Annotated in this window: 24 protein-coding genes; 19 read left to right on the top strand and 5 right to left on the bottom strand. The window is 54.6% G+C overall.

Annotated elements, in window-relative coordinates; genetic code table 11:
• The first annotated feature begins 32 nt into the window (after positions 1-32).
• The 16 genes from pdxB (at position 33) to hisP (ending at position 16,835) form a co-directional block, all read left to right on the top strand.
• Positions 33-1,166, top strand: coding sequence for a 4-phosphoerythronate dehydrogenase PdxB (gene pdxB, locus AC6I8N_RS14185; RefSeq protein WP_415174141.1), 1,134 nt, complete (start codon positions 33-35; stop codon positions 1,164-1,166).
• A gap of 86 nt (positions 1,167-1,252) precedes the next feature.
• On the top strand, positions 1,253-2,263 hold the full coding sequence (locus tag AC6I8N_RS14180) for an aspartate-semialdehyde dehydrogenase (RefSeq protein ID WP_497829322.1): 1,011 nt from the start codon (positions 1,253-1,255) through the stop codon (positions 2,261-2,263).
• Positions 2,263-3,069: a tRNA pseudouridine(38-40) synthase TruA gene (truA, locus tag AC6I8N_RS14175; RefSeq protein WP_021185104.1), complete on the top strand. Its 807-nt coding sequence runs from the start codon at positions 2,263-2,265 to the stop codon at positions 3,067-3,069. Before AC6I8N_RS14180 ends, truA begins: the two co-directional genes overlap by 1 nt.
• Positions 3,070-3,102: 33 nt before the next feature.
• The gene (locus AC6I8N_RS14170) at positions 3,103-3,765 is read left to right on the top strand and encodes a DedA family protein (RefSeq protein ID WP_021185103.1); all 663 of its coding nucleotides are present in this window, start codon (positions 3,103-3,105) and stop codon (positions 3,763-3,765) included.
• A 132-nt stretch (positions 3,766-3,897) separates the two neighbouring features.
• Positions 3,898-4,806: an acetyl-CoA carboxylase, carboxyltransferase subunit beta gene (gene accD / locus AC6I8N_RS14165; RefSeq protein WP_013509914.1), complete on the top strand. Its 909-nt coding sequence runs from the start codon at positions 3,898-3,900 to the stop codon at positions 4,804-4,806.
• A gap of 69 nt (positions 4,807-4,875) precedes the next feature.
• Positions 4,876-6,144, top strand: coding sequence for a bifunctional tetrahydrofolate synthase/dihydrofolate synthase (gene folC, locus AC6I8N_RS14160; RefSeq protein WP_497829321.1), 1,269 nt, complete (start codon positions 4,876-4,878; stop codon positions 6,142-6,144).
• A complete protein-coding gene (gene dedD / locus AC6I8N_RS14155; protein ID WP_497829320.1) occupies positions 6,134-6,874 on the top strand; it encodes a cell division protein DedD in 741 nt (246 codons plus the stop codon). The genes folC and dedD overlap by 11 nt, the downstream gene beginning before the upstream one ends.
• 252 nt (positions 6,875-7,126) lie before the next feature.
• Positions 7,127-7,612 carry a colicin V production protein gene (gene cvpA / locus AC6I8N_RS14150; protein WP_013509911.1) on the top strand — a complete coding sequence of 162 codons (486 nt, stop codon included), beginning with the start codon at positions 7,127-7,129 and terminating at the stop codon, positions 7,610-7,612.
• 36 nt (positions 7,613-7,648) lie between these two features.
• Complete coding sequence (purF, locus tag AC6I8N_RS14145; protein ID WP_021185100.1) at positions 7,649-9,166, top strand: amidophosphoribosyltransferase; 1,518 nt, start codon at positions 7,649-7,651, stop codon at positions 9,164-9,166.
• Between the two features lie 355 nt (positions 9,167-9,521).
• Positions 9,522-10,025: an Ig-like domain-containing protein gene (locus AC6I8N_RS14140; RefSeq protein ID WP_497830697.1), complete on the top strand. Its 504-nt coding sequence runs from the start codon at positions 9,522-9,524 to the stop codon at positions 10,023-10,025.
• Between the two features lie 434 nt (positions 10,026-10,459).
• The gene (locus tag AC6I8N_RS14135; protein ID WP_497829319.1) at positions 10,460-12,829 is read left to right on the top strand and encodes an inverse autotransporter beta domain-containing protein; all 2,370 of its coding nucleotides are present in this window, start codon (positions 10,460-10,462) and stop codon (positions 12,827-12,829) included.
• Positions 12,830-12,950: 121 nt separating this feature from the next.
• Complete coding sequence (locus AC6I8N_RS14130) at positions 12,951-13,520, top strand: UbiX family flavin prenyltransferase (RefSeq protein WP_021185096.1); 570 nt, start codon at positions 12,951-12,953, stop codon at positions 13,518-13,520.
• A gap of 275 nt (positions 13,521-13,795) precedes the next feature.
• A complete protein-coding gene (gene argT / locus AC6I8N_RS14125; protein ID WP_208723908.1) occupies positions 13,796-14,578 on the top strand; it encodes a lysine/arginine/ornithine ABC transporter substrate-binding protein ArgT in 783 nt (260 codons plus the stop codon).
• 76 nt (positions 14,579-14,654) lie between these two features.
• Positions 14,655-15,341 carry a histidine ABC transporter permease HisQ gene (locus AC6I8N_RS14120; RefSeq protein WP_021185094.1) on the top strand — a complete coding sequence of 229 codons (687 nt, stop codon included), beginning with the start codon at positions 14,655-14,657 and terminating at the stop codon, positions 15,339-15,341.
• A complete protein-coding gene (locus AC6I8N_RS14115) occupies positions 15,338-16,054 on the top strand; it encodes an ABC transporter permease (protein ID WP_021185093.1) in 717 nt (238 codons plus the stop codon). The genes AC6I8N_RS14120 and AC6I8N_RS14115 overlap by 4 nt, the downstream gene beginning before the upstream one ends.
• Before the next feature lie 7 nt (positions 16,055-16,061).
• Positions 16,062-16,835 (top strand): histidine ABC transporter ATP-binding protein HisP, encoded by a 774-nt coding sequence (hisP, locus tag AC6I8N_RS14110; protein WP_021185092.1) that lies wholly within the window; start codon positions 16,062-16,064, stop codon positions 16,833-16,835.
• A gap of 55 nt (positions 16,836-16,890) precedes the next feature.
• On the opposite strand, the gene AC6I8N_RS14105 is transcribed toward hisP, so the two are convergent.
• Positions 16,891-17,784 carry a TIGR01777 family oxidoreductase gene (locus tag AC6I8N_RS14105; protein WP_208723909.1) on the bottom strand — a complete coding sequence of 298 codons (894 nt, stop codon included), beginning with the start codon at positions 17,782-17,784 and terminating at the stop codon, positions 16,891-16,893.
• 203 nt (positions 17,785-17,987) lie between these two features.
• Between AC6I8N_RS14105 and yfcF the strand changes: the two genes are divergently transcribed.
• Positions 17,988-18,629 carry a glutathione transferase gene (yfcF, locus tag AC6I8N_RS14100; protein WP_021185090.1) on the top strand — a complete coding sequence of 214 codons (642 nt, stop codon included), beginning with the start codon at positions 17,988-17,990 and terminating at the stop codon, positions 18,627-18,629.
• Between the two features lie 111 nt (positions 18,630-18,740).
• Positions 18,741-19,259, top strand: a complete 519-nt coding sequence (gene yfcD, locus AC6I8N_RS14095; protein WP_021185089.1) for an NUDIX hydrolase YfcD — start codon at positions 18,741-18,743, stop codon at positions 19,257-19,259.
• Between the two features lie 29 nt (positions 19,260-19,288).
• Here yfcD and AC6I8N_RS14090 read toward each other — a convergent pair whose 3' ends face one another.
• From AC6I8N_RS14090 to AC6I8N_RS14075, 4 genes are all read right to left on the bottom strand, one after another.
• On the bottom strand, positions 19,289-20,116 hold the full coding sequence (locus tag AC6I8N_RS14090) for an ABC transporter permease (RefSeq protein ID WP_497829318.1): 828 nt from the start codon (positions 20,114-20,116) through the stop codon (positions 19,289-19,291).
• Between the two features lie 12 nt (positions 20,117-20,128).
• Positions 20,129-21,397, bottom strand: a complete 1,269-nt coding sequence (locus tag AC6I8N_RS14085; protein ID WP_497829317.1) for an ABC transporter permease — start codon at positions 21,395-21,397, stop codon at positions 20,129-20,131.
• Positions 21,398-21,511: 114 nt separating this feature from the next.
• Entirely contained in the window at positions 21,512-22,537 is a 1,026-nt protein-coding gene (locus AC6I8N_RS14080) for an ABC transporter substrate-binding protein (protein ID WP_497829316.1), read from the bottom strand.
• Positions 22,538-22,653: 116 nt separating this feature from the next.
• Positions 22,654-23,913: a 4-aminobutyrate--2-oxoglutarate transaminase gene (locus AC6I8N_RS14075; protein WP_208723911.1), complete on the bottom strand. Its 1,260-nt coding sequence runs from the start codon at positions 23,911-23,913 to the stop codon at positions 22,654-22,656.
• Between the two features lie 122 nt (positions 23,914-24,035).
• On the opposite strand from AC6I8N_RS14075, the gene pdxR reads away from it, so the two are divergent.
• Entirely contained in the window at positions 24,036-25,532 is a 1,497-nt protein-coding gene (pdxR, locus tag AC6I8N_RS14070) for a MocR-like pyridoxine biosynthesis transcription factor PdxR (RefSeq protein ID WP_497829315.1), read from the top strand.
• The last annotated feature ends 262 nt before the right edge of the window (positions 25,533-25,794 follow it).

Here is a 25,794-nt window from a genome sequence, read left to right as displayed (position 1 = left end):
TATGGCCCTTGCGAATTTACAGGACAGCCGTGGTGAAAATTCTCGTCGATGAAAATATGCCGTACGCCCGTGAACTCTTTAGCCGCACCGGTGAGGTGCTGGCGGTGCCGGGGCGTCCGTTACCGGAAGCCGAACTGGCGGATGCCAGCGGGTTGATGGTGCGCTCGGTCACGAAAGTTAATGCCGCGCTGCTGGCAGGAACACCGGTGAAATTTGTTGGCACTGCGACGGCAGGCACCGACCATATCGATGAGGCCTCACTGGCTGATGCAGGAATCGCGTTCTCGGCAGCACCGGGCTGCAACGCCATCGCGGTGGTGGAATATGTCTTCTCCTCGCTGTTGTTGCTGGCGGAACGTGATGGTTTTGCGCTGCGCGATCGTACCGTGGGGATTGTCGGTGTCGGTAATGTCGGTGGCCGCCTGCACAAACGTTTACAGGCCTGGGGGGTGAAAACCCTGTTGTGCGATCCGCCGCGTGCCGATCGTGGCGATGCGGAAGATTTTTGCTCGCTGGATGAGGTGGTGGCACAGGCGGATATCCTGACCTTCCACACGCCATTGTTTAAAGACGGTCCGTATAAAAGCTGGCATCTGGCCGATACTGCGCTATTGATGGCGCTGAAACCCAACACCATCCTGATCAATGCCTGCCGTGGTCCGGTGGTGGATAACGCCGCGCTGCTGGAAGTATTGAAAGTACGCCAGGATCTCAGCGTGGTGCTGGATGTGTGGGAGCCGGAACCGGAGCTGTCGCTGGACCTGCTGGATAAAGTTGATATCGCCACCGCCCATATCGCCGGTTATACCCTGGAAGGGAAGGCACGCGGTACCACGCAGGTGTTTGAAGCCTGGTGCGCATTCCTCGGTCAGCCGCAACAGGTGCCGTTGGATAGCCTGCTGCCTGCGCCAGAGTTTGGTCGCATTACCTTACATGGCAAGCTCGATCAGCCGACGCTGAAACGTCTGGTGCACCTGGTGTATGATGTGCGCCGCGATGATGCGCCGCTGCGTAAAGTGGCTGCGCTACCAGGTGAGTTTGACCGCCTGCGTAAGCAATATGAGGAGCGCCGCGAATGGTCGTCGTTGCAGGTGATCTGCGATGATGCAGAGGCGGCAGCGATGCTGAATCAACTCGGTTTCCGTGCCAGTTTGCAGCACAGTTAACCTGACCCTGGCGGGATAAATCTTAATTCCTGGGCGGTGAAGATCACCGCCTTCTGTTTTTATGTCATTGTCTGGAGTAAACCAACATGTCTGACGGCTGGAATATTGCGCTATTGGGCGCGACAGGCGCAGTAGGGAACGCTGTACTGGAACTGCTGGCGGAACGCCAGTTCCCGGTTGGTGAGATATATCTGCTGGCGAGCGAGAACAGCGCAGGCGAAACTCTGCGTTTCGCGGGGCGTTCGGTGCGGGTACAAGATGCGGCGGAATTTGACTGGTCGCAGGCGCAACTGGCCTTTTTCGCTGCCGGTCGCAGCGCCTCGGCGCGTTACGCCGAAGAAGCCGCCAGCCAGGGCTGTCTGGTGATCGACAGCAGCGATCTGTTCGCGCTGGAGCCGGATGTGCCATTGGTGGTGCCGGATGTGAATCCCCAGGTGCTGGCGGATTACCGCAACCGCAACATCATCTGTGTGGCGGATAGCCTGGTCAGCCAGCTGTTAAGCGCCATCAAACCGCTGGTGGATGCTGCCGGTCTGGGGCGTTTGCAGGTAACAAACCTGATGTCAGTCTCCAGCGATGGTAAGAGCGCGGTGGATGCGCTGGCGGGCGAGAGCGCGCGTTTGCTGAACGGCGTACCGGCGGATGAACATTATTATGGTCGTCAGCTGGCGTTTAACCTGCTGCCACAGCAGGTGGACAGCAACGGCAGCGTGGAGAGCGAACGTCGTCTGGTGGATCAGGTGCGCAAAGTGTTACAGGACGAAGGCTTACCGATTGCGGTGAGCAGCGTGCAAGCCCCGGTATTTTACGGCAATGCGCAGATCGTCCATGTGGAAAATCTGCGCCCCTTGTCTGCTGAAGAAGCGCGAGATGAACTGGCGCGTGCCGAGGATATCCGTCTGAGCGACGAAGGCGATTATCCGACTCAGGTGCAGGATGCGTCCGGCAACGGCGAATTGAGCGTTGGCTGCGTGCGTAACGATTACGGTATCCCTGAGCTGCTGCAATTCTGGTCAGTGGCTGACAACATCCGCTTTGGCGGCGCGCTGATGGCGGTCAAAACCGCTGAGAAGCTGGTGCAGGAGTATTTGTATTAATGTTGTCTGAAGGTAACACGCATAAGCTGGCGCTGGGTATTGAGTACGACGGCAGCCGTTATTATGGCTGGCAGCGGCAGCAGGAAGTGCGCAGCGTGCAGGAAAAGCTGGAAAAAGCGCTGTCGAAAGTCGCTAACCATCCGGTTAGCGTGTTTTGCGCCGGACGTACCGATGCTGGGGTACATGGCACCGGGCAGGTGGTGCATTTTGAAACCACTTCTCAGCGTGCCGAGGGTGCCTGGACGTTGGGCGTCAATGCCAACCTGCCGCCGGATATCGCCGTGCGTTGGGTTAAAGCGGTGCCGGATGAGTTTCATGCTCGTTTCAGCGCTACAGCGCGTCGCTACCGTTATGTTATTTATAACCAGCGGCTGCGTCCGGCGATTTTGGGCAGCGGCGTGACGCACTTTTATCATCCGCTGGATGCAGAAAAAATGCAGCGCGCCGGACAATGCCTGCTGGGCGAAAATGATTTCACCTCATTTCGCGCCGTGCAGTGTCAGTCACGTACCCCGTGGCGTAATGTGATGCATCTTAACGTTACGCGTCAGGGACCGTACGTGATTGTGGATATCAAAGCGAATGCGTTTGTACACCATATGGTGCGCAACATCGTTGGCAGCCTGATGGAAATTGGCTGCGGTAATCAGCCTGAAACCTGGATGGCAACGTTGTTGGCCGCGAAAGATCGCACCCTTGCCGCAGCGACCGCCAGAGCCGAGGGGTTGTATCTGGTGGCGGTGGATTATCCGTCCCACTTTGCGTTACCTCAGCCTGCGCTGGGACCACTGTTCCTCGCGGATTAATTGTTACTCGAAGGATGTAAGGAGCCTGGCTTTATGGAGTTCATCCATTTTATCGTCGATTTTATTCTGCATATTGATGTGCATTTGGCCGAACTGGTGGCGCAGTACGGTATCTGGATTTATGCCATTTTGTTCCTGATTCTGTTCTGCGAAACTGGTCTGGTGGTCACGCCGTTCCTGCCGGGTGATTCTTTGCTGTTTGTTGCTGGCGCATTGGCGGCACTGCCGAGTAATGACCTCAATGTGCATATGATGGTGGCCCTGATGGTGATTGCGGCCATTCTCGGAGATGCCGTTAACTACACCATTGGTCGTCTGTTTGGCGAGAAGCTGTTCAGCAATCCCAATTCAAAGATTTTCCGCCGCAGCTATCTGGATAAGACCCATGCGTTCTACGAGCGCCACGGTGGTAAAACCATAATACTTGCGCGCTTTGTACCAATCGTGCGAACCTTTGCCCCCTTTGTGGCAGGGATGGGACACATGTCCTATCGTCACTTCGCGCTCTTTAACGTTGCGGGTGCGCTGCTGTGGGTGTTGTTGTTCTCTTACGCCGGTTACCTGTTTGGTGATTTGCCGGTGGTGCAGGAGAACCTGAAACTGCTGATCGTCGCGATTATCGTGGTGTCGATCCTGCCAGGCGTGATTGAAGTCTGGCGTCATCGTCGTCAGGCACGTCAGCAGAAATCCCAGTAAGCCCAAAACCAGATTTTTATCCACAGCGAGAAGCGGTTGTGGTTTAATGAGCGACATTTACGGCCTGCTGAAGGTGATTTCAGCAGCAATGAGAAGACTGGACCAGGTCGGTTTTAAACAGAAAGGTCATCAATGAGCTGGATTGAACGCATACTTAACAAAAGCAATATTACGCCGACGCGCCGCGCCAACATCCCGGAAGGGGTCTGGACCAAGTGCGACAGCTGTGGCCAGGTGCTGTATCGCGCCGAGCTGGAGCGTAATCTTGAGGTCTGCCCGAAGTGCGACCATCACATGCGCATGCACGCCCGTGAGCGCCTGCATAGCCTGCTGGATGAAGGAACGCTGGTAGAATTAGGTAGCGAGCTGGAACCCAAGGATCTGTTGAAGTTCCGTGACTCGAAGAAGTACAAAGATCGTCTGGCGGCGGCTCAGAAAGAGACCGACGAGAAAGACGCTCTGATCGTCATGAAAGGCCAACTGCACGGTATGCCGATCGTGGCTGCGGCGTTTGAGTTCTCCTTTATGGGCGGCTCAATGGGTTCAGTGGTTGGTGCGCGTTTTGTGCGTGCGGTTGAGCAGGCGCTGGAAGATAATTGCCCGCTGATCTGCTTCTCCGCCAGTGGCGGTGCGCGTATGCAGGAAGCGCTGATGTCACTGATGCAGATGGCGAAAACCAGTGCCGCACTGGCGAAAATGCAGGAACGCGGTCTGCCGTATATCTCGGTACTGACTGACCCGACCATGGGTGGCGTTTCTGCCAGCTTCGCGATGCTGGGCGATCTCAACGTGGCGGAACCGAAAGCGTTGATCGGTTTTGCCGGTCCGCGTGTTATCGAACAAACCGTGCGTGAAAAACTGCCGCCGGGCTTCCAGCGCAGTGAATTCCTGATCGAAAAAGGCGCGATCGATATGATCATCCGTCGTCCGGAGATGCGCTTTAAGCTGGCCAGCCTGCTGGCGAAAATGATGAACCTGCCAGCGCCGCTGCAGGATGGTGATCAGCCGATTGCGGCTGAGCCGGAGAGCAACGAGGCCTGACAGGCAACGGAAAGGCGCAGAAATGCGCCTTTTCACCAATGCACCGTATAAAGTTAGTTAACGGGACACATGGACACTCTTCACCTTCCCCAAGCCACGTCGCCTTTAGCTACGTGGCTTCATTATCTTGAACACCTGCATTCTCAGCCCATTGAACTGGGGCTGGATCGTATTCAACGCGTCGCTTCACGTCTTGACCTGCTCAAACCCGCGCCATTTGTTTTCACCGTTGCCGGGACTAACGGCAAAGGCACCACCTGCCGTACGCTGGAAACCCTGTTGATGGCGGCGGGATACCGCGTGGGCGTCTACAGCTCACCGCATCTGGTGCGCTACACCGAGCGGGTGCGCGTCCAGGGCGCGGAGCTGGATGAAGCGTTACACAGCGCCAGCTTTGCCGAGATTGAAGCCGGACGTGGCGATATTTCCCTGACCTACTTCGAATTCGGTACCTTATCGGCACTTAATCTGTTTCGTGCTGCCGGGCTTGATGTGGTGATCCTTGAAGTCGGTCTCGGTGGGCGACTGGATGCCACCAATATCGTTGATGCGGATGTCGCCGTTATCACCAGCATCGCACTGGATCATACCGACTGGTTGGGACCGGACCGCGAAAGCATTGGCCGCGAGAAAGCAGGCGTGTTTCGTGGTGGGAAACCCGCAGTGGTGGGTGAGCCCGATATGCCGCACACCATTGCCGAGGTTGCAGCAGAGAAGGGCGCGCTGTTGTTGCAGCGTAACCGTGACTGGCAATGGCAGCAGCAGGGCGAGAGCTGGAGTTTGCAGGATGCGCAGGGCGAATTGCGCGATCTTCCCCTGCCACAGGTGCCGCTCCCCAATGCCGCCACCGCGCTTATTGCGTTGCGCGCCTCGGGTTTATCGGTAAGCGAAGCGATCATTCGCCAGCATCTGCCGCTGGCGATTTTACCAGGTCGTTTTCAGACGGTGAGCACCTCGCCGCGTGTGATCCTCGATGTGGCGCATAATCCCCATGCCGCTTATTATCTGGCCTCACGTCTGGCTGAATTGCCGCGTACCGGTAAGGTTCATGCAGTGGTCGGGATGCTGCATGATAAAGATATCGCCGGGACACTGGCGGCGCTGGCACCACAGGTGGATAGCTGGTACTGCGCACCGCTTGACGGCCCGCGTGGTGCGACGGCGGAGCAGTTGATTGCTCACCTGGCAAGCGGTGAGGCATTTGCGACCGTAGACTCAGCATGGCAGGCTGCGCGTCAGCAGGCTCGGCCCGAGGATGTGATTCTGGTGTGTGGTTCTTTCCACACCGTAGCACAGGTAATGGAATCGATGGCAGCGGAGAACGGCAGTGGCAAGTAAGTTTCAGAACCGTTTAGTGGGCACGGTAATCCTGGTGGCGGTTGGCGTCATCGTGTTACCAGGCCTGCTGGATGGCAAGAAAAAGCACTACAAAGAGGAATTCGCTGCAATTCCGCTGGTGCCAAAACCGGATGATCAGCAGGACAGTGAGATGGTGCCCCCGGTGACGCAGTCGCTGCCAGCCCAGCCGCCGGAAGGCGCAGGTGCGGCGCAAAGCGAAGCCAGTGGTAAAACCACCACCCCGGTCGAGTCTGGCAGCGCGCAGCCAGTGGAGAACAACGAACCCGCGGTAGTGACACCTCCGCCAGTGCACCAGAGTGCGCCGGTGCAGACTGCGAAACCGAAACCGGTCGAGCAACCTAAGCCGAAACCGGTGGAGCAGCCGAAACCAAAACCGGTTGAACCGAAGCCGGTCGAGCAGCCGAAGCCAGTAGAAACCGCTAAACCGGTTGAAACGCCGAAGCAGAGCGAAGCGGCAGCCCCGGCGGGCCAGGCTTATGTGGTCCAGCTCGGTGCGTTGAAAAACGCGGCTAAAGTGAATGAGATCGTCGCGCAGTTGCGTCTGTCGGGATATCGCGCATTTACCGTGCCATCCACGCCGGTTCAGGGGCAAATTACCCGCATTTACGTCGGGCCTGATGCCTCAAAAGCGAAGATGCAAGCCGCGCTGGGTGAACTGAAAAACCTCTCCGGACTCGGTGGAGTGGTGAAACCCTACAGCACGCGCTAAACCGTTGATAAGCCGCGCCGATGGCTGAAAAAGGCGCGGCATAGCACGGAGTGTTCACCGTGTTGTTGGCTTAAAAATTACTATATTTCAGTGGATTACAGCACTGAATTGTCTCAGGGCGAGGAAAGTTTTTTTCATCGCCCTTTTTATGGATGCAGAACCGGAAAACCCTACGCAAACGTTTTCTTTTTCTGTTAGAATGCGCCCCGAACTGGATGCAGGGGTGCAATCGCGCTGGCGCTGGAAGAGTTCATGATCTGGATTGATTACGTCATTATTGCGGTAGTTGGTTTTTCGGCCCTGGTCAGCCTGGTTCGTGGGTTTGTCCGGGAAGCCTTATCTCTCGTTACCTGGGGATGCGCGTTTTTTGTCGCCAGTCACTACTACGCCTACCTTGCAGTCTGGTTTACAGGTTTTGACGACGAACTGGTTCGCAACGGTATCGCTATCGCGGTGCTCTTCGTTGCCACCCTGATTGTGGGTGCCATCGTGAACTATGTGATCGGCACGCTGGTTGAAAAGACCGGTCTGTCGGGAACCGACAGGGTGTTGGGGGTCTGTTTCGGGGCGTTGCGTGGCGTGCTGATCGTTGCCGCTATTCTCTTCTTCCTCGATACATTCACCGGCTTCTCGAAAAGCCCGGACTGGCAGCAGTCCCAACTCATTCCCCAGTTCAGTTACATCATCAGGTGGTTCTTCGACTATCTGAAAAGCACGTCCAGTTTTTTACCCCGGTGACGCCATCGGGAGTGCGGCTAATGAGGAAATGACAACATGTGCGGTATTGTTGGTATCACCGGTTTTATGCCAGTAAACCAGTCGATCTATGACGCGTTAACGGTGCTACAGCACCGCGGGCAGGATGCCGCCGGCATTTGTACCATCGATGCGCTGAACTGCTTTCGTCTGCGCAAAGCCAACGGGCTGGTGAGCGATGTCTTCGAAGCACGCCACATGCAGCGTTTGCAGGGCAACATCGGGATTGGTCATGTACGCTACCCGACAGCAGGCAGCTCCAGCGCCTCTGAAGCGCAGCCTTTCTATGTGAACTCCCCTTACGGCATTACACTGGCGCACAACGGCAACCTGACTAACGCACACGAGCTGCGTAAACAGCTGTTCGAAGTGGGTCGCCGTCACGTCAACACCACCTCAGATTCCGAAATCCTGCTGAACATTTTTGCGCAGGAGCTGGACCGTTTTCAGCATTACCCGCTGGAAGCTGACAACATTTTTGCCGCAGTGGCTGCGGTGCACCAGCAGGTGCGCGGGGCTTACGCGGTAGTTTCGATGATTATCGGTCACGGTATGGTGGCCTTCCGCGACCCGAACGGTATCCGTCCGTTGGTACTGGGTAAACGCGTGATTGCTGATGGTCGCACCGAGTATATGGTCGCGTCCGAGAGCGTCGCGCTGGATACGCTGGGCTTTGAATTTATTCGTGACGTAGCGCCGGGCGAAGCGGTGTACATCACCGAGCAGGGCCAACTCTCGACCCGCCAGTGTGCTGAGAACCCGAAAAGTAATCCGTGTCTGTTCGAGTACGTTTACTTTGCGCGTCCGGATTCCTTCCTTGATAAGATCTCGGTCTACAGCGCGCGCGTCCGTATGGGCACCAAGCTGGGTGAGAAAATTGCGCGTGAATGGGAAGATCTCGACATCGACGTGGTGATTCCGATTCCGGAAACCTCAACCGATGTGGCGTTGGAAATCGCCCGTATTCTCGACAAACCGTATCGCCAGGGTTTTGTGAAAAACCGTTACGTGGGCCGTACCTTTATTATGCCGGGTCAGCATCTGCGCCGTAGCGCGGTGCGTCGTAAGCTGAACGCCAACCGTGCCGAGTTCCGTGACAAAAACGTGTTGCTGGTGGATGACTCCATCGTGCGCGGTACCACCTCTGAGCAGATTATCGAGATGGCGCGTGAAGCGGGTGCCAAGCGTGTCTATCTGGCTTCAGCCGCACCGGAAATTCGTTTCCCGAACGTCTACGGTATCGACATGCCGAGCGCAACTGAGCTTATCGCTCACGGTCGTGAAGTGGAAGAGATTCGCCAGCTGATCAAAGCTGACGCGCTGATTTTCCAGGATTTGGACGATTTGATTGAAGCGGTTCGCGAAGAAAACCCGGATATCGCTCAGTTCGAGTGTTCGGTGTTTAACGGTGTTTATGTCACCAAAGACGTTGACCAACGTTATCTGGACTACCTCCAGTCACTGCGTAACGACGATGCAAAAGCCATTGCACGTCAGACTGAGGTTGAAGGTCTGGAACTGCATAACGAAGGTTAAGTTTTATTGCCCGTTTTTAATTGATGATTAAAAACGGGCATATTCTGCAAATAATTTCACTGCTAACATTTCTCACCGCTCTCCCGGGCGTTTAGTTGCCGCCTGTCCGACTATTTATTCTTAATTGCAGTAGTAAAAAACTGATAAGCCTTGATTGGGAAGTGACTAATTCCTGATTATTCTTTTTTCTTGCCCTGATTTTTAGTGATTGATTTAATTGAAAAGCATACATTAATTTAAACATGTCATTTTCATATTGTTAATAACTCAGAAGGAAACAGGTTTTATTTTCAGTTTCTTATCAGGGTTGTTATGCCTTGTACAGGTACAAATCACGGTAGAAAAAACGGAGTAGATTCCTGAGCTGCCGGGCCAGCCGGATGCCGGACAGACCACTTTGACCCTCATCAATGGGCAACTTGTGGCCAATGGTACAAGTAAAACCGAGTTGGTGGTCGAGCTGAAAGATAAAGACGGCAAGCTTATTAGTGGCAATGCCGGTAATTTGCGTCTGGACGCGCAGATGCAGAATAAACTGACCTGTGCAGCTAATAGCGGTGTGACTGTCGGCAAATTCCGTGAAGAAGGTATAGGGCGTTACGTGGTGGATCTGACCGCAGGTACTGAAGCCGGTGTAGTAATGCTGACGATGTATCATGGCAGCACGCAATTGGGTCAGCTGGAACTGACGTTGAAGGCGAAAAGATCTGAGACGGGAGATGTTGCACAAATTAACTTCACTTCTATTGAAAACTTCTCCTTTAAGGCAACCACTCCGGTGCTTGCCTTTTTTCTGTTAAGTAGCAATGAGGATATCCTGATTTTTGTTATTATTTTATTAATGAAAAAGAAAAAATAAAATTATCGCCCATTGCATTATTATCAGCCTCGAAAAGTTAATTTTATTGTGACCTGTTGGCGACTTCTTGTAGTAGATCATTTTTCCACTGGTTTTTTTCTTGATAAATATATTAATGGTTCAGGTTTCAGGAGTGTGATATCGGGAAATCAGGAAATGAATTTCAGGATGAACTCATCATGAATTTCTGTGAAAAATCTCATTACCGTTTTTTGTGAGTTGAATAGAGAATGCCCGGCGAAAAAAGCACAGGAGGAAATTATTTTGCCCCTTGCTTAATGATTACAAGCGTCTTCACTTTGCTGGGTTATTTATAAATGAGATTTAAGAAGTTCAAGCATTCCGCTATTTATACGGCGATTTTTTTGCAACTCGCGGTTTCAACTGTTGGTGTCACCGGAGTTGCTCATGCAAGGAGCACGCAATATCAGGATATGGCGGTTGAATCTACCGTACTCCAGCCTGGTGAGAGCGTGGCGGATATTGCCCGCAAAAATAACCTGATGGTTGATCATCTCTGGGAAATTAACTCCTTTGAATGGAGTGACAAAGCGGCTTTCCTGGCGGCAGGTGCCGGTCAAACCATCTGGATTCCGGCAGCTCCGGCCGTAAAAGCCTCCACGTTGCCGCTGGCGCACGCCACCGTACAGGCACCAAAAACCGATAAGGCGGATGTCAAAGCCAACGACAGAACCACCGATGCCCGCCAGTTCGGCCAGGACCAACTGAACTCGTTGGCCAGCAAACAGGCGGAAGCGTGGCTCAATGGCTTTGGCGGCTCTTCTCGTGTCGCCATCAGCTCGGCGAAAAATTTTGCAAAATACAACTATGCCGGTGATGTGCTGCTGCCGCTGTGGAACAGTCGTGAAGATTTCATGATTTTCAGCCAGTTAGGTGTGCGTCACGCGGATGACCGCACCACCGGCAACGTCGGTGTTGGCGCGCGTTATTTTGCTGATGGCTGGATGCTGGGTAATAACGTCTTTTTTGATAACGATTTCAGCGGCAATAACCGCCGTATCGGTATCGGTGCTGAAGTCGGGACTGATGCCATGCGGCTGAACGCCAACGGCTATTTCAAACTCAATGGCTGGCATGATTCGCGGTTTATCGCCGACCATGACGAACGTCCAGCCAATGGCTGGGATATTGAGCTGTCCAGTTGGTTGCCGGTCTATCCGCAGCTCGGTGCGAAAGTAAAATATGAACAATATTATGGTGATAATGTTGCACTGATCAGCCGTGATCGTCTCCAGCGTAATCCATCGGTCGCGACTGTCGGGGTAAACTGGACACCGGTTCCGTTGGTCACGATTGATGCGGGACATCGCATGAGTATGCAGCGCGGAGAGGACACCACCTTAGGGCTGAACCTGAACTGGAATTTTGGCCGCTCTCTGGACTGGCATCTGTCACCAGAAGCCGTAGCCGCACAGCGCAGTCTGGCCGGTTCGCGCTACGATCTGGTGTCGCGTAATAACCAGATCGTGATGGACTATCGCGAGCAGACGGTGATCACCTTCTCGCTGGCAAGTGCGATTCAGGGCGTTGAAGGCACGCAACATTCTCTTGGCGTGAGCGTCTGGGCTAAGCATGGTCTGGACAAAATTGTCTGGGATGACGCGGTCTTGGTCGCAGCGGGCGGAAAAGTTGTCGGTACTGGCGCCAATTCGGCGCTGGTGTTGCCAGCTTATAAGGAGGGTGCGGATAACCACTATACCCTGAGCGCTATCGCTTATGACAGCAAAGGGAAAGCCTCGCCACGCGCCCAGGTACAGATTACGGTAGAAAAAGCGGAGCAAACTCAGCCTGAACAGCCCGATGCGTTAAGATCCACCCTGAAACTGGGTGCTGATGAGTTGATTGCTAACGGTACTGACCACACCCATGCGGTGGTTGATCTGAAAGACAAAAATGGCAATCCGGTCAGTAACGAAACGGGTAATCTGCGTCTGGAAGCCACGTTGCTGGATACAAAAATGCGTGCCAGTTCCCGTGTGACCATCGGCCAGTTCCGTGAATTAGGTAAGGTGCAGGGCAACTACGTGGTGGATCTGACCGCAGGTCATGAAGACGGTATCGTGACGTTGACGTTGTATCACGGCAACCAACAGTTGGGACAACCGCAAACCCTGAAGTTAAAGGCCAAAGAAGCGGAAGTGGTTAAGGTGACCAACCTGGCATTTGTCAGCAAGGAAAACAAATTTGTCGCAGGCAGCAATGCCACCTTTACGGTGAAAGCCACGGATATTAATGGCAAACCGGTTAAGGATGCGATCATCACCTTCACTGACCAAAATGGCAAAACTATCGCTGCGGCGAATGACGGGAAAACTGATGCACAGGGTAACGTGTCAGCAACGCTGGTAGAGAAAAAAGCGGGTAACTACAGCGTAACCGTGCGTGTTGCGGGTGAGAAAAAACCGGTAGCAATGAAGCGTTTTACCGTCATAGCCGATGTCAATTCGGCTCAGATTTGGAAAAGCCAAACCACAGACGGAAAAATTAAAGCCGGGTCGGTTCAGATGAGTAAACCGGCTGGCTTTACCATCACGCTGCGCGATCGCTTCGAAAACCCGATTATTGGCGAGAAAGTGTCTGTGCTGGCGGTAGAAGATACCGCAGGGAAATTGGTCAATATCCAACTTCTCAACCAGAACAAGACCGATATAAAAGGTAACGTAAGCGGCTCTGCGGCGATTGCTACTCCGCACTATAAAACAACCACTTATACATTGAAGGTGATGATCAATGGCAAACGTGTTGACGGTCCGAAACCTAAAATTATGTTTGTTCGCTGTTAATCAGCCCACGTCATTAAAGATGTTTTGATCCTGCAAGGTAATCGCTTCGGCGATTACCTTTTTTTGTTTTCTTTTCTCGCTGCGGGTTATGATTAGGGTTTACCTGCATAGCAAGATCATTATGAAACGACTCATCATTGGTATTTCCGGTGCCAGCGGCGCCATCTACGGCGTGCGACTGTTACAGGTGCTGCAACCGCTGGCAGAGGTGGAAACCCATCTGGTGATGAGCCAGGCGGCACGGCAGACGCTGGCGCTGGAAACAGATTTTAATCTGCGCGATGTGCAGGCGCTGGCCAATGTGGTGCATGATGTGCGCGATATCGCCGCCAGTATCTCGTCCGGTTCTTTCAAGACCCTTGGCATGGCGATTCTGCCGTGTTCAATGAAAACCCTGTCCGGCATTGTGCACAGCTACAGCGATAGCCTGCTGACGCGTGCCGCCGATGTGGTGCTGAAAGAACAGCGCAAACTGGTGCTGTGTGTGCGTGAAACACCGCTCCATGTTGGACATTTGCGTATGATGACCACCGCCGCAGAACTGGGTGCGGTGATTATGCCACCGGTACCGGCTTTTTATCATCGTCCACAAAATATCGGAGAACTGGTGGATCAAACGGTCAACCGTGTGCTGGATCAGTTCGATATTGAGTTGCCACAGGATCTGTTTACCCGCTGGCAAGGCGCTTAAATGGTGCAGTTGCGCACAAAATTGGTGCAAAATATCGCGTCCGATCACTCTTCGTGCATTTCATGCACCAAAAGTTAACAATGTCGCTTTTTCCTGCTCACTTCGCTGTTATATTTCCCTCACAAACTAAGTGCTTGCGCCCCTGGTGGACGCAGTATTTAGTGCGCCTGTACAGCGTTTCGCCAATTTGCATAACTGGCATGAAACATGCACATTAATCAGCGCAAACACATCACGCAGCACATAACAAAAAGCACTTCACTTGAGGGTTACCTATGAAAAAGCGAGTTCTGGCTCTTTCTCTGATGCTGGCCATGTCCAGCGCCGCGAGCGTGTTCGCGGCGGTACCGCATACGCTACGCATCGGGACTGACCCGACTTACCCGCCGTTTGAATCAAAAAACGCGCAAGGACAGTTAGTGGGTTTTGATATTGATTTGGCTAACGAAATCTGTAAACGCATCAAAACCAAATGTACCTATGTAGAAAGTGATTTCGATGCACTGATCCCGTCGCTGAAAGCGAAGAAGATTGATGCCATCATCTCTTCTCTCTCCATTACTGAAAAACGACAGGAAGAGATTGCTTTCTCTGAAAAACTCTATGCGGCCAACGCCCGTCTGGTGGCACCGAAAGGTTCAACCATTCAGCCGACGGTTGAATCGCTGAAAGGCAAAAACATCGGCCTGTTGCAGGGCACCACCCAGGAAACCTACGCTAACGAATATTGGCGCCCGAAAGGTGTAACGGTCACGCCGTACGCCAACCAGGACCTGGTCTACCAGGACCTGAACGCGGGTCGCATTGATGCGGCGTTCCAGGATGAAGTGCAGGCGAGCGAAGGCTTCCTGAAGCAGCCGGTTGGTAAAAACTACGCGTTTGCTGGCCCGGCAGTAAAAGATGACAAAATCTTTGGTGTTGGCACCGGTATGGGCCTGCGTAAAGATGATGCAGACCTGAAAGCCGCTATCGATAAAGCCTTCGATGCGATGCGTAAAGACGGTACTTACGACAAGATTGCGAAGAAATATTTTGATTTTAATGTTTACGGTGACTGAGTAAAACCTGTCGACCAGACTGCCCGCCGCGTGCGGGCAGTGCTTCGTTAATTACCCCCACGACAGGATCAAATTCATGCTGTATGGCTATTCTGACGTCATTCTGAAAGGCACCCTGGTCACGCTGGAACTGGCGCTCAGTTCAGTGTTGCTGGCCGTTGTGCTCGGTTTAATTGGCGCTGGCGCCAAACTTTCCCGCAGCCGCCCTCTGGCGATGCTGTTCGAAGGCTACACCACGTTGATCCGTGGCGTGCCGGATCTGGTGCTGATGCTGCTGATTTTCTACGGTTTGCAGATCGCCCTGAATGCCCTGACTGATGCGCTGGGTGTGGCGCAGTTCGATATCGACCCGATGGTGGCCGGTATAATCACGCTGGGCTTTATCTACGGTGCCTATTTCACCGAAACCTTTCGTGGTGCCTTCCTCGCAGTGCCGAAAGGGCAGATTGAGGCCGCTACCGCCTTTGGCTTTACCGGTTCGCAAACCTTCCGCCGCATTCTGTTTCCGGCGATGATGCGCTTTGCGCTGCCGGGTATTGGCAACAACTGGCAGGTAATCCTGAAGGCGACGGCGCTGGTGTCGCTGCTGGGCCTGGAAGATGTGGTGAAAGCCACCCAATTGGCCGGTAAAAGTACCTGGCAACCGTTCTACTTCGCGATTGTTGCCGGAGTGATTTATCTGGTGTTTACCACGCTGTCGAATGGCGTGTTGTGGTGGCTTGAACGCCGCTACTCGGTAGGTGTGAAAAGGGCAGAGCTATGATCGATATTATTCACGAGTATTGGAAATCCCTGCTCTGGACCGATGGTTACCGTTTTACCGGTGTCGCCATTACCCTGTGGCTGTTGATTATTTCGGTGGCGATCGGCGGTTGCCTTGCGGTGCTGCTGGCAATTGCCCGCGTGTCGCCTAATCGCTTCGTCTCCACCCCGGTGTGGTTGTTCACTTACATCTTCCGTGGTACGCCGCTGTATGTGCAGCTGCTGGTGTTCTACTCCGGTATGTATACGTTGGAAGTGGTGAAGGGCACCGAATTGCTTAATGCTTTTTTCCGCAGCGGTCTTAACTGTACTTTGCTGGCGTTTACCCTCAACACCTGTGCTTATACCACCGAGATTTTTGCCGGCGCGATTCGTGCCGTGCCGCACGGAGAAATTGAAGCGGCGCGTGCCTATGGCTTCTCCACCTTTAAATTGTATCGTTGCATCATTCTGCCGTCGGCGCTGCGCACTGCGCTGCCTGCGTATAGCAATGAAGTGATCCTGATGCTGCACTCCACCGCGCTGGCGTTCACCGCCACGGTGCCCGATCTGTTGAAAATCGCGCGTGATATTAACTCGGCGACCTATCAGCCGTTTGTTGCGTTTGGCATTGCCGCAGTGCTGTATCTGATTATCTCTTACGTGCTGATTAGCTTGTTCCGTATGGCGGAGCGCCGCTGGCTAGCGCATGTGAAACCCTCTTCATCGCATTGAGTAACCTATGTCTGAAAATAAATTAAGCGTTACCGAACTGCATAAGCGTTACGGTGAACATGAAGTCCTGAAAGGTGTGTCATTACAGGCAGATGCCGGGGACGTTATCAGTATTATTGGCTCGTCAGGTTCCGGGAAAAGTACTTTTCTGCGCTGCATTAACTTCCTCGAAAAACCGAGTGAAGGCACCATTGCCGTCAATAATGAGCAGATCAATCTGGTACGCGATACCGATGGTCAGTTAAAGGTGTCGAACAAAGAGCAGCTGCGTTCCTTGCGTACCCGCCTGACTATGGTGTTCCAGCACTTCAACCTGTGGAGCCATATGACGGTGCTGGAAAACGTCATGGAAGCACCGATCCAGGTTTTAGGATTGAGCAAAGCAGAAGCGCGTGAACGTGCCATTAAGTATCTCGATAAAGTCGGTATTGACGAGCGCGCCCGTGCGAAATACCCAGTGCATCTTTCTGGCGGTCAGCAGCAGCGTGTGTCCATCGCCCGTGCGCTGGCAATGGAACCTGAAGTGTTGTTGTTTGACGAACCAACCTCAGCCCTCGATCCTGAGCTGGTTGGCGAAGTGCTGCGCATCATGCAGAAGCTGGCTGAAGAGGGTAAAACCATGGTGGTGGTGACGCACGAAATGGAGTTTGCCCGTCATGTCTCCAGCCATGTGATTTTCCTGCATCAGGGTAAAATTGAGGAACAGGGCGCGCCGGATGAGGTGTTTAACAATCCGAAAAGCCCACGCCTGCAACAATTCCTGAAGGGTTCATTGAAATAATCGATCCCCCTGGTAGCTGCGCGATAAATCGCGCCGCTACCAGGGGTTATTATCTTTACGCCGCCGTATCCTCCAGCGCCTCCTGCAAGTCATACCAACGGAAGCCAAATCCCGACTCTTCCAGTCGTTTCGGCAACACATGCTGGCCGCCCAGTACCAAAACCGCAGACTCGCCCATCATTAGTTTGATGGCGCTGGCAGGCGTGCGCATAAAAGCGGGGCGATGCATCACATGACCCAGCGTGGCGGCAAACTGTTCGTTGCGCACAGCGTAGGGGGAGACCAGGTTAAAGGGGCCCTGTAACGGATTATCAATCAGCCACCAGATAGCGTTGACCAAATCATCAATATGAATCCACGGCAGATACTGCTTACCGCTACCAATCGGGCCGCCAACGCCGAGTTTAAACGGCAACTTCATCTTCGCCAGTGCACCGCCTTCTTTCGCCAGCACCACGCCAGTTCGCAGCAGGCATACTCGGGTACGTTCACTCTGAGCTGCCTGGGCCAGTTGTTCCCAGCGGGCACACAGTGTATGCGTGAATTCTTCGTGTCCTGGATCATCCTCTGTAAGTACCAGATCGCCGGTATCACCATAGAATCCGGTTGCTGAACCGGAGATCAAAAATTTCGGTGGCTGGCTGCTGGCATTGATGAGAGCGACGATTCGTTCAGTAATCTGCCAGCGACTTTCACACAGCCGCTGTTTTTGTTCGGCGGTCCAGCGTTTATCAGCAATGGGTTCACCGGCAAGGTTAATCACGCCATCCACCCCATTTAAATCCTGCTGTTGCGCCAGACCGGACCAGATAGCGACGCGCGGATCCAGCTTTTCGCGCGCGGCGGCGACGTCGCGCGTGACCACGCTGACCTGCTGACCCAGTTGCAGCAGACGCGGGATCAGATGGCGACCAATTAAACCGGTGCCGCCAGTAATAAGCAGATGCATGTTGAGCCTCCTGGTGCTTGTTATGTGCTCAGTTTCAGCATAGAAGAGAAGCGTATAACTGGCGTGACCGCGCCGACGCTTACGATGAAAAATCCGCAGTCTTAACTGGTCTTACCGCCCCAGCAACTGGCCTGACTGCCATTGCCTAATGCGCGAAAAATCGGTAAACATGAAGCACTCCTGATGCATATCCGAGGCAGCCGATGAATTACCCGAACATGACGTTGTGGTCCGATGCTTCTTTCTTTAGCCCTTATGCCATGTCGGTCTACGTAGCACTGACCGAAAAGGGCATCCCGTTCACCCTGAAACGCGTTGACCTGTCGCGTAATGCGCAATGGGATGATGAGTATCGTGCGTTGTCACTTACCTGCCGGGTGCCAACCTTGCAGATTGACGATTTGATCCTGAATGAGTCCTCGGCGATTGCCGAATATCTTGAGGAGCGTTTTCCGGCACCGGAATATGAACGCCTGTACCCGCGCGATCGTGAAAAGCGCGCCCATGCGCGTGAGATTCAGGCGTGGTTGCGCAGCGATTTCATGGCGCTGCGTCAGGAACGTCCGACCGAAGTGTTATTTGCGGGCGAACGTTTTGCGCCGCTGACACCGGCGGGTGAGCAGGCAGCCGAAAAGCTGATCAGCGCGGTGCTGCGTCTGTTGCCGGATGGGCAGCAGAATCTGTTTGGTGAATGGTCAATTGCCGATACCGATCTGGCGGTGATGATTAACCGTCTGGCACTGCACGGCGATCCATTACCGGTGAAGTTACAGCACTATGCCGAGTTCCAATGGCAGCGCGCTTCCGTGCAGCTGTGGCTGGCTGAATCAGGTAAACAGCGCTAAGCACGAAGAGGTCTTGCGATGGGGAAAAGAACCCTTTACCTTACCGCTCACTCTAATAAAGAACAGTAAACAGGCGCGTGCCCGGCACGCCTAAACAGAAAAGGGTTACGGATGGTGGATCAACCTGCAGCTGACGGTATCGAATGGGTAGATATCGTTAACGAAGAGAATGAAGTGATTGCACAGGCCAGCCGCGCACAGATGCGTGCACAATGCCTGCGTCATCGCGCCACCTATATCGTGGTGCACGACGGCATGGGAAAAATTCTGGTGCAACGTCGTACTGAAATCAAAGACTTCATGCCAGGCAAGCTTGATGCTACCGCGGGTGGCGTGGTGCAGAGTGGTGAGGATATGCTGGAATCGGCGCGGCGCGAAGCGGAAGAAGAGCTGGGTATCGCTGCGGTCCCGTTTGCTGAGCACGGCAAATTCTACTTCGAAGATGAACATTGCCGCGTCTGGGGCGGTTTGTTTAGCTGCGTCTCGCACGGTCCTTTTGCTATGCAGGAAGAGGAAGTGGATGAAGTATTCTGGATGACGCCGGAAGAGATCACCGCGCGTTGTGACGAGTTCACCGATGATTCACTGAAAGCCTTGTCGTTGTGGCTAAGTCGCAACAGCGACGCATAAAATAAAGGCGCCAACTGGCGCCTTTTGCATTAATGGGCTGGATGCGACTGACGCATCCGCTCACCCCGTCGCCGTAAGATCTCCATGACAATCAGCAGCACCAGCGACGCTCCAATCATCAGCGTTGCCGCTGCGGCAATGGTTGGATCAAGGTTTTCACGGATCCCCGCGAACATCTGAATCGGTAGCGTGCGCTGGCTTGGACTGGCGAGGAACAGTGTCACCACCACTTCATCGAATGAGGCGGCAAAGGCAAACAGCGCCCCCGAAAATACCCCCGGCGCAATCAGCGGCAGGGTGACTTTGCGAAAAGTCAGCAGCGGTGATGCCCCAAGGCTGGCAGCCGCGCGTGACAGATTGGTGTCATAGCTTTTCAGCACCGCGACCACGGTAATCACTACAAAGGGCACGCCGAGCAAAGTATGCGCCAGTACCAGACCGAGATAGCTGTTCAGCAATGACAGTCGGGCAAAGAAGAAAAACATCCCCACCGCGATGATTACCACGGGCGCCACCATCGGCGAAATGATGATCGCCATGACCAGACCTTTACCACGAAACTCACCCCTCACCAGACCCATCGATGCCAGCACGCCAAGGACGGTGGCGAGTAACGTCGCCAGCGGCGCTATCAACAAACTGTTACCCAGCGCGCCCAGCCACTCCTGTGAATGGAAGAAGGTTTGATACCAGCGCAGAGAAAAGCCGCTCAGTGGATAGCTGAGGAACGAGCTGGTATTAAACGACAGCGGCACAATCACCAGAATCGGCAGGATCAAAAACAGCAACACCGCCGCGCCATAGAAGTTGAAGAATGCGCCCCACAGGCGCAGCAGAGTAGAACCTTGTTGTTTCATCTTCGCCACTCCTTAACGCGCCGCCGCTTCAGCGGGGGTACGGGTAACACGAACATAGACGATGTACAGCAGCATCACGATGATCAGCAACTGGCTGCCGAGTGCAGCGGCCATGCCCCAGTTCATGGTGCTGTTCGTAAAGAAGGCCACAAAGTAGCTGACCATCTGGTCGTCGGGACCGCCGAGTAGCGCCGGGGTAACGTAATAACCAATCGCCATCATAAATACCAGCAGCGCACCGGCGGTGATACCCGCGAAGGTTTGCGGCACATACACGCGCCAGAAAGCGAGAAACGGATGCGCCCCAAGGGAGATGGCGGCACGCATATAACTGGGTGAAATGCCTTTCATCACTGCATACAGCGGCAGCACAATAAACGGCAGCAGAATATGGGTCATCGAGATATAGACACCGAGGCGGTTAAACACCAGCGTCAGCGGATGATCGATCAGGCCAACCCCCATCAGCGCCCGGTTGATCAGCCCGCCCGATTGCAGCAGCACAATCCAACTGGCGGTACGGACAATCAGCGAGGTCCAGAACGGCAGCAGCACCAGAATCATCAACAGGTTGGCACGGCCTGACGGCTGCTTCGCCAGCCAGTAAGCGAGGGGATAGCCGATACCGACACACAACAGGGTCACCACCGTCGCCATCCATAAGGTGCGCAGCAGTACATTTACGTACAGCGCCTGGTCAGCGGGTTGGCTGACGATAGCACCGGTTTTGGCATCGACTTTACGGTCAAAGGCCGACAGCAGATACAGGCTGGTCAGAGGTTTGGCGGCACGTTGCAGCGTGCGCCAGGTGGTGATATCTCCCCACAGCGGCTGTTTGGCAATCAGGGTGTTCTTCACATCAACACCATCGGCCGGTGCCTGACGTGGAACGGCCAGGATCAGGCGACGATAGCTGGCATCTTCGTAGCTGAGACGCTTCGCCACACTGGCGATTTGTCCCTGATCGCGCGCGGCGATTAACTCTTTCGCCAGCAGGGCATAAAGGTGCTCGTCCGGTAATGCATCCCCCGACCATGCCTGTAAGGCTTTGCTGGTTTGCGGCAACGCCTCTGGCAGTTCCGGGTTATTGATGCTTTGGCTGAGGATCGAACCAATCGGGAAGAGGAAGCAGACCACCACGAACACCAGCAACGGCGCAATAAGCAGCAGCGAACGCCGGGTTTTGGCAAACTCACTGCGGTTCAGGCGCTGGCGCAGTGTCGGTTCGTGCGCGTTGGGCGCCGATTGTGCTGGGGTATCCAACACGGGATTTTGGCTCATGGCCGGACTCCTTACTGATATTTCTGCACTCATTCGTAGCGGCGCGATTTATCGCGCAATGCTGTGCGTCGTGCCGGAAAAAACGCGCGATAAATCGCGCCGCTACGGGACTACTTACTTCGCGGCCCAGCTGTTAAAACGCTGTTCCAGCTCTTCGCCATGCTCCAGCCAGAAATTGGCATCTACCTGTACCGATTTCGCCAGGTTATCCGGCGCGGTTGGCAGTTGCTTCAGACGGGCAGGTTCCAGCAGCGATCCGGCTTTAATATTGGTCGGACCGTAAGGGATATTTTCGGCGTAGACTTTCTGGTTTTCCGGCTGGTTAGCAAAGGCGATAAACTTTTCCGCCAGTGCCTTATGTTGCGAACCTTTGACGATGGCCCAGTTGTCCAGGTCATACAGGCCGCCGTCCCAGACGATTTTGAAGTTGTGACCTTCAGCCTGCGCGGTCCCAACGCGGCCGTTGTAAGCGGAAGCCATCACCACGTCGCCCGATACCAGCCATTGCAACGGCTGCGCACCGGATTCCCACCACTGAATATTCGGTTTCAGCTCATCCAGTTTTTTGAAGGCACGATCAACACCGGCCGGGGTCGCCAGCACTTTGTAGACATCTTCACGCTTCACGCCATCGGCCATCAGCGCGATTTCAAGGGTATATTTGGCGCTCTTACGTAGCGCGCGTTTACCCGGGAATTTCTTCACATCCCAGAAGTCAGCCCAGCTGGTCGGCGCGGTTTTCAGTTTGTCGGCGTCATAGGTCAGTACGGTCGACCAGACAAAAATCCCGGCACCGCATTCGCTTACGCTCCCGGGAATAAAATCACTTTTTTTCCCTAGCTTGTTCCAGTCGAGAGTTTCGAACAGCCCTTCCTCGCAACCGCGCAGCACTTCCGGCGTTTCCAGCTCCACCACATCCCAGCCAACCTGTTTGGTTTCAACCATCGCGCGGATACGTGCCATCTCGCCGTTGTACTCGCCCGCGTCAATGGTGCCAAGGCCAGCGGCTGTGAACGGTTTATAGAATGCTTTGTCCTGGGCGTCTTTATTGGTGCCACCAAAAGAGATCACAGTCAGGGTTTCTGCCTGTGCTTGCAGTGCTATGGTAGCGAAAATGAGTACAGCTAACTTTTTAACCATCCCACAACTCCTGAATTATTATTGATGTGCAGGCGAACCTGCGTGGTGTTTGCAATGCAGCTTTTATGCCAGGTAACCGGCGCAGCGCTGGAACGGAGCGATGCGCCGGGGGAGACTTAGTGTTTTGCCAGAATGCCGGTCAGCAGTTGCAAGGCGCTGTCGAACTGCGCGTCCGGAATGGTGAGCGGATAGAGGAAGCGGATCACGTTGCCGTATACACCGCAGGTCAGCAGAATCAACCCCTGAGCCAGCGCCTGTTGCTGGATGGAACGAGCGATATCGGCAGACGGCTTGCCAGCCGCATCGTTAAATTCTGCGGCGATCATCGAACCACGGCCACGTACGTCAACCAGTGCGCGACAACCGGCACCCTGTAAGGTTTCGGTAAGTTTTGCGCCGAGCTGATTGGCACGCTGGCACAGCTGTTCTTCATCGATAACGTCGAGCACCGCGTGTGCCGCAGCAATCGCTGGTGGGCTGCCGGCGTAGGTGCCGCCCAGGCCACCCGGTTGCGGGGCATCCATCACTTCGGCGCGACCGGCCACCGCTGACAGCGGCATGCCGCCTGCCAGGCTCTTCGCCATGGTGATCAGGTCGGGTTTGACGTCGTAGTATTCACAGGCGAACAGTTTACCGGTGCGAGCAAACCCACTCTGAATCTCGTCGGCAATCAGCAGAATTCCGTGCTGGTCACACAGCTTGCGCAGCGCGCTGACAAACTCTGGCGGCGCGACGTTGAAGCCGCCTTCGCCCTGAATCGGTTCGAAAATAATTGCCGCTACCTGCTGTGGGCTGATATCGCATTTGAAAATCGCTTCGAGGCTTTCCAGTGCTGCGGCAACGCTGTGGCCATGCAGTGCGTTGGGATAGCGGGCGTGGAATACCGAGCTGGCAAACGGGCCGAAACCGGTTTTGTAAGGCACCACTTTGCCGGTCAGGGTCATGGTCATATGGGTACGTCCATGAAACGCACCGGTGAAGGCGATGATACCCGGACGTCCGGTGGCAGCGCGGGCAATCTTCACCGCGTTTTCCACCGCTTCTGCGCCGGTGGAGAAGAATGTGGTTTTGGCCGGACCGGCCACCGGTACACGTTCGTTCAAACGCTCGGCCAGACTGATGTAATTCTCGTACGGGATGACCTGGAATGCGGTGTGAGTGAAGCAATCCAGTTGCTGCTTCACTGCTGCCATCACTTTAGGATGGCGGTGACCGGTGTTCAGCACCGCGATGCCAGCGCTGAAATCGGTGTATTCGCGGCCCTGATGATCCCAGAGCGTGGCGTTTTCCGCTTTCACGGCATAGAAATCGCACATCACACCGACCCCACGCGGGGTGGCGTTTAAACGACGTGCCTGTAATTCGCTGTTACTCATAGCTCAACCTCATCATGTGATTCGCCGGCTGATTTCACGCCGGAAAACTGCCCTGCTTGCTTTTTAGCGTTTTCAGGGTTTTATAATCCAGAGCCAGTTTTTTTTATTTTGAGGTACCAATTTTGCGCAGCTTACTGGGTGACCTGCTGTTTCAGCGTTTAAATCAGCTTTCCGGCGGCCCGTTGGCGAAGCGCCTGTACGATGTTTTGCAGGGGGCGATTCAGGAAGGGGCCATTGCCACCGGCGTGCGTTTACCCGCCAGCCGTGACCTGGCGCGCGAGCTGTCGGTATCACGTAATACCGTGCTGGCGGCCTATGAAAAACTGCAATCTGAAGGGTATCTGGAGACGCGAACCGGAAGTGGTACCTTCGTCACCCTTGTGTTGCCTGAAGAGAGCCCGGAAGTGGCACCTGCACCCGCCATCAAACCGCGTGCGATGAGCAACATCCGCTTGTCACGGCGCGGTACGCGGCTGCTGTCGCAAAGTGGGGCCGGGGCGTTCCAGTGGGGGGCGTTTATGCCGGGGGTGCCGGATGTCAGCTACATGCCACACGACATCTGGCGCAAAATCCAGTTGCGTATCAGCCGTCGTTTGCCGGTGGAATCCCTGAGCTACGCCAACCACGGTGGTTGCGTTGAGCTGCAACAGGCGTTGGCTGAGTACCTGCGGGTGATCCGTTCGGTCAACTGCACGGCAGAGCAGGTGCTGGTGACAGCCGGGACGCATCAGTCGCTCGATTTGCTGGCGAAGATGCTGTGCGATCCCGGCGATAGCGCGCTGGTGGAAGAACCGGGCTATTGGGGCATTCGCAATGTGCTGGCGGTTAACGGTATCGAGCTGATCCCCACCGAGGTGGACGAGCAGGGGTTGGTGCTGCCGCCGGAGCAGAGTGACCGACCTGCTCCGCGCCTGATTTGCGTGACGCCATCGCACCAGTATCCGCTTGGGGCGGTGATGAGCCTGCAACGCCGGCATGAGTTATTAAATCGCGCCAAAAGTACCGGTAGCTGGGTGGTTGAGGATGATTACGACGGCGAGTTTCGCTTTGCGGGTAGCCCGATTCCTGCGCTTCAGGGGTTGTCCCCGGATGCGCCGGTGATTTATCTCGGTACTTTCAGCAAGACGCTCTATCCGGGTATCCGCCTGAGTTACATGGTGGTCCCTAAACCGCTGGCGGCCCGCATGAAAATGGCCCATTCGGAGTTGTATCGTGGCGGCTACGGTCTGGTGCAACTGACGCTGGCGGAGTTTATTCGCGAAGGGCATTACGCTGCGCACGTCAGGCGCATGCGGCAGATTTACAGTCGCCGCCGCGCGGCGCTGGTGGCGTTGATCAGCGAAACGCTGGGCGCGTCCTGGGTGGTGCATCACAGCAACGCCGGACTGCACCTGATTCTCGGATTGCCGGAAAGTATCGACGATGTGGCCTTCAGCGCGGAGTTGGAGCAGAACGGCGTGTTAACGCGCCCGTTGTCGTCGTATTACCAGCGCGGCACGCTGCGTCGCGGGTTGCTGCTGGGCTACGCCTGTGTTGACGAAACGCAGATGGCCACCGCCTTCGCGCCGATTCTGCAACGGTTGCAACATCACCTTAAAACCACGCCTGTTGCTCAGTGATCCGATGTTGCCCTGACACGGTGCAGGGCACGTTATCAGTGCAGTTGAGTTATTTTTAACATTTTCGCAACTTTCATTTTAAAAAGACAATAGAAAACAATAGCCTGCGATTTTTGATTCAGGCTAATTTTGTAGTTGAATTGTCAAATTTCTCTTGTGTTCCTGAAATGCGATGTGGTAGTGCTAAAAAAAGAGCCGCCAGCATGTGCATTTTCAATTTGTTCATGCAGGAACCGTGCCTGGATTACATTTCCTTCACGCA

It is taken from the genome of Pantoea sp. X-Soil-TKNS-1279, from assembly GCF_059730565.1.
Note: the sequence above shows the minus strand (reverse complement) of the source record. Positions and strands in the feature narration are given on the sequence as shown.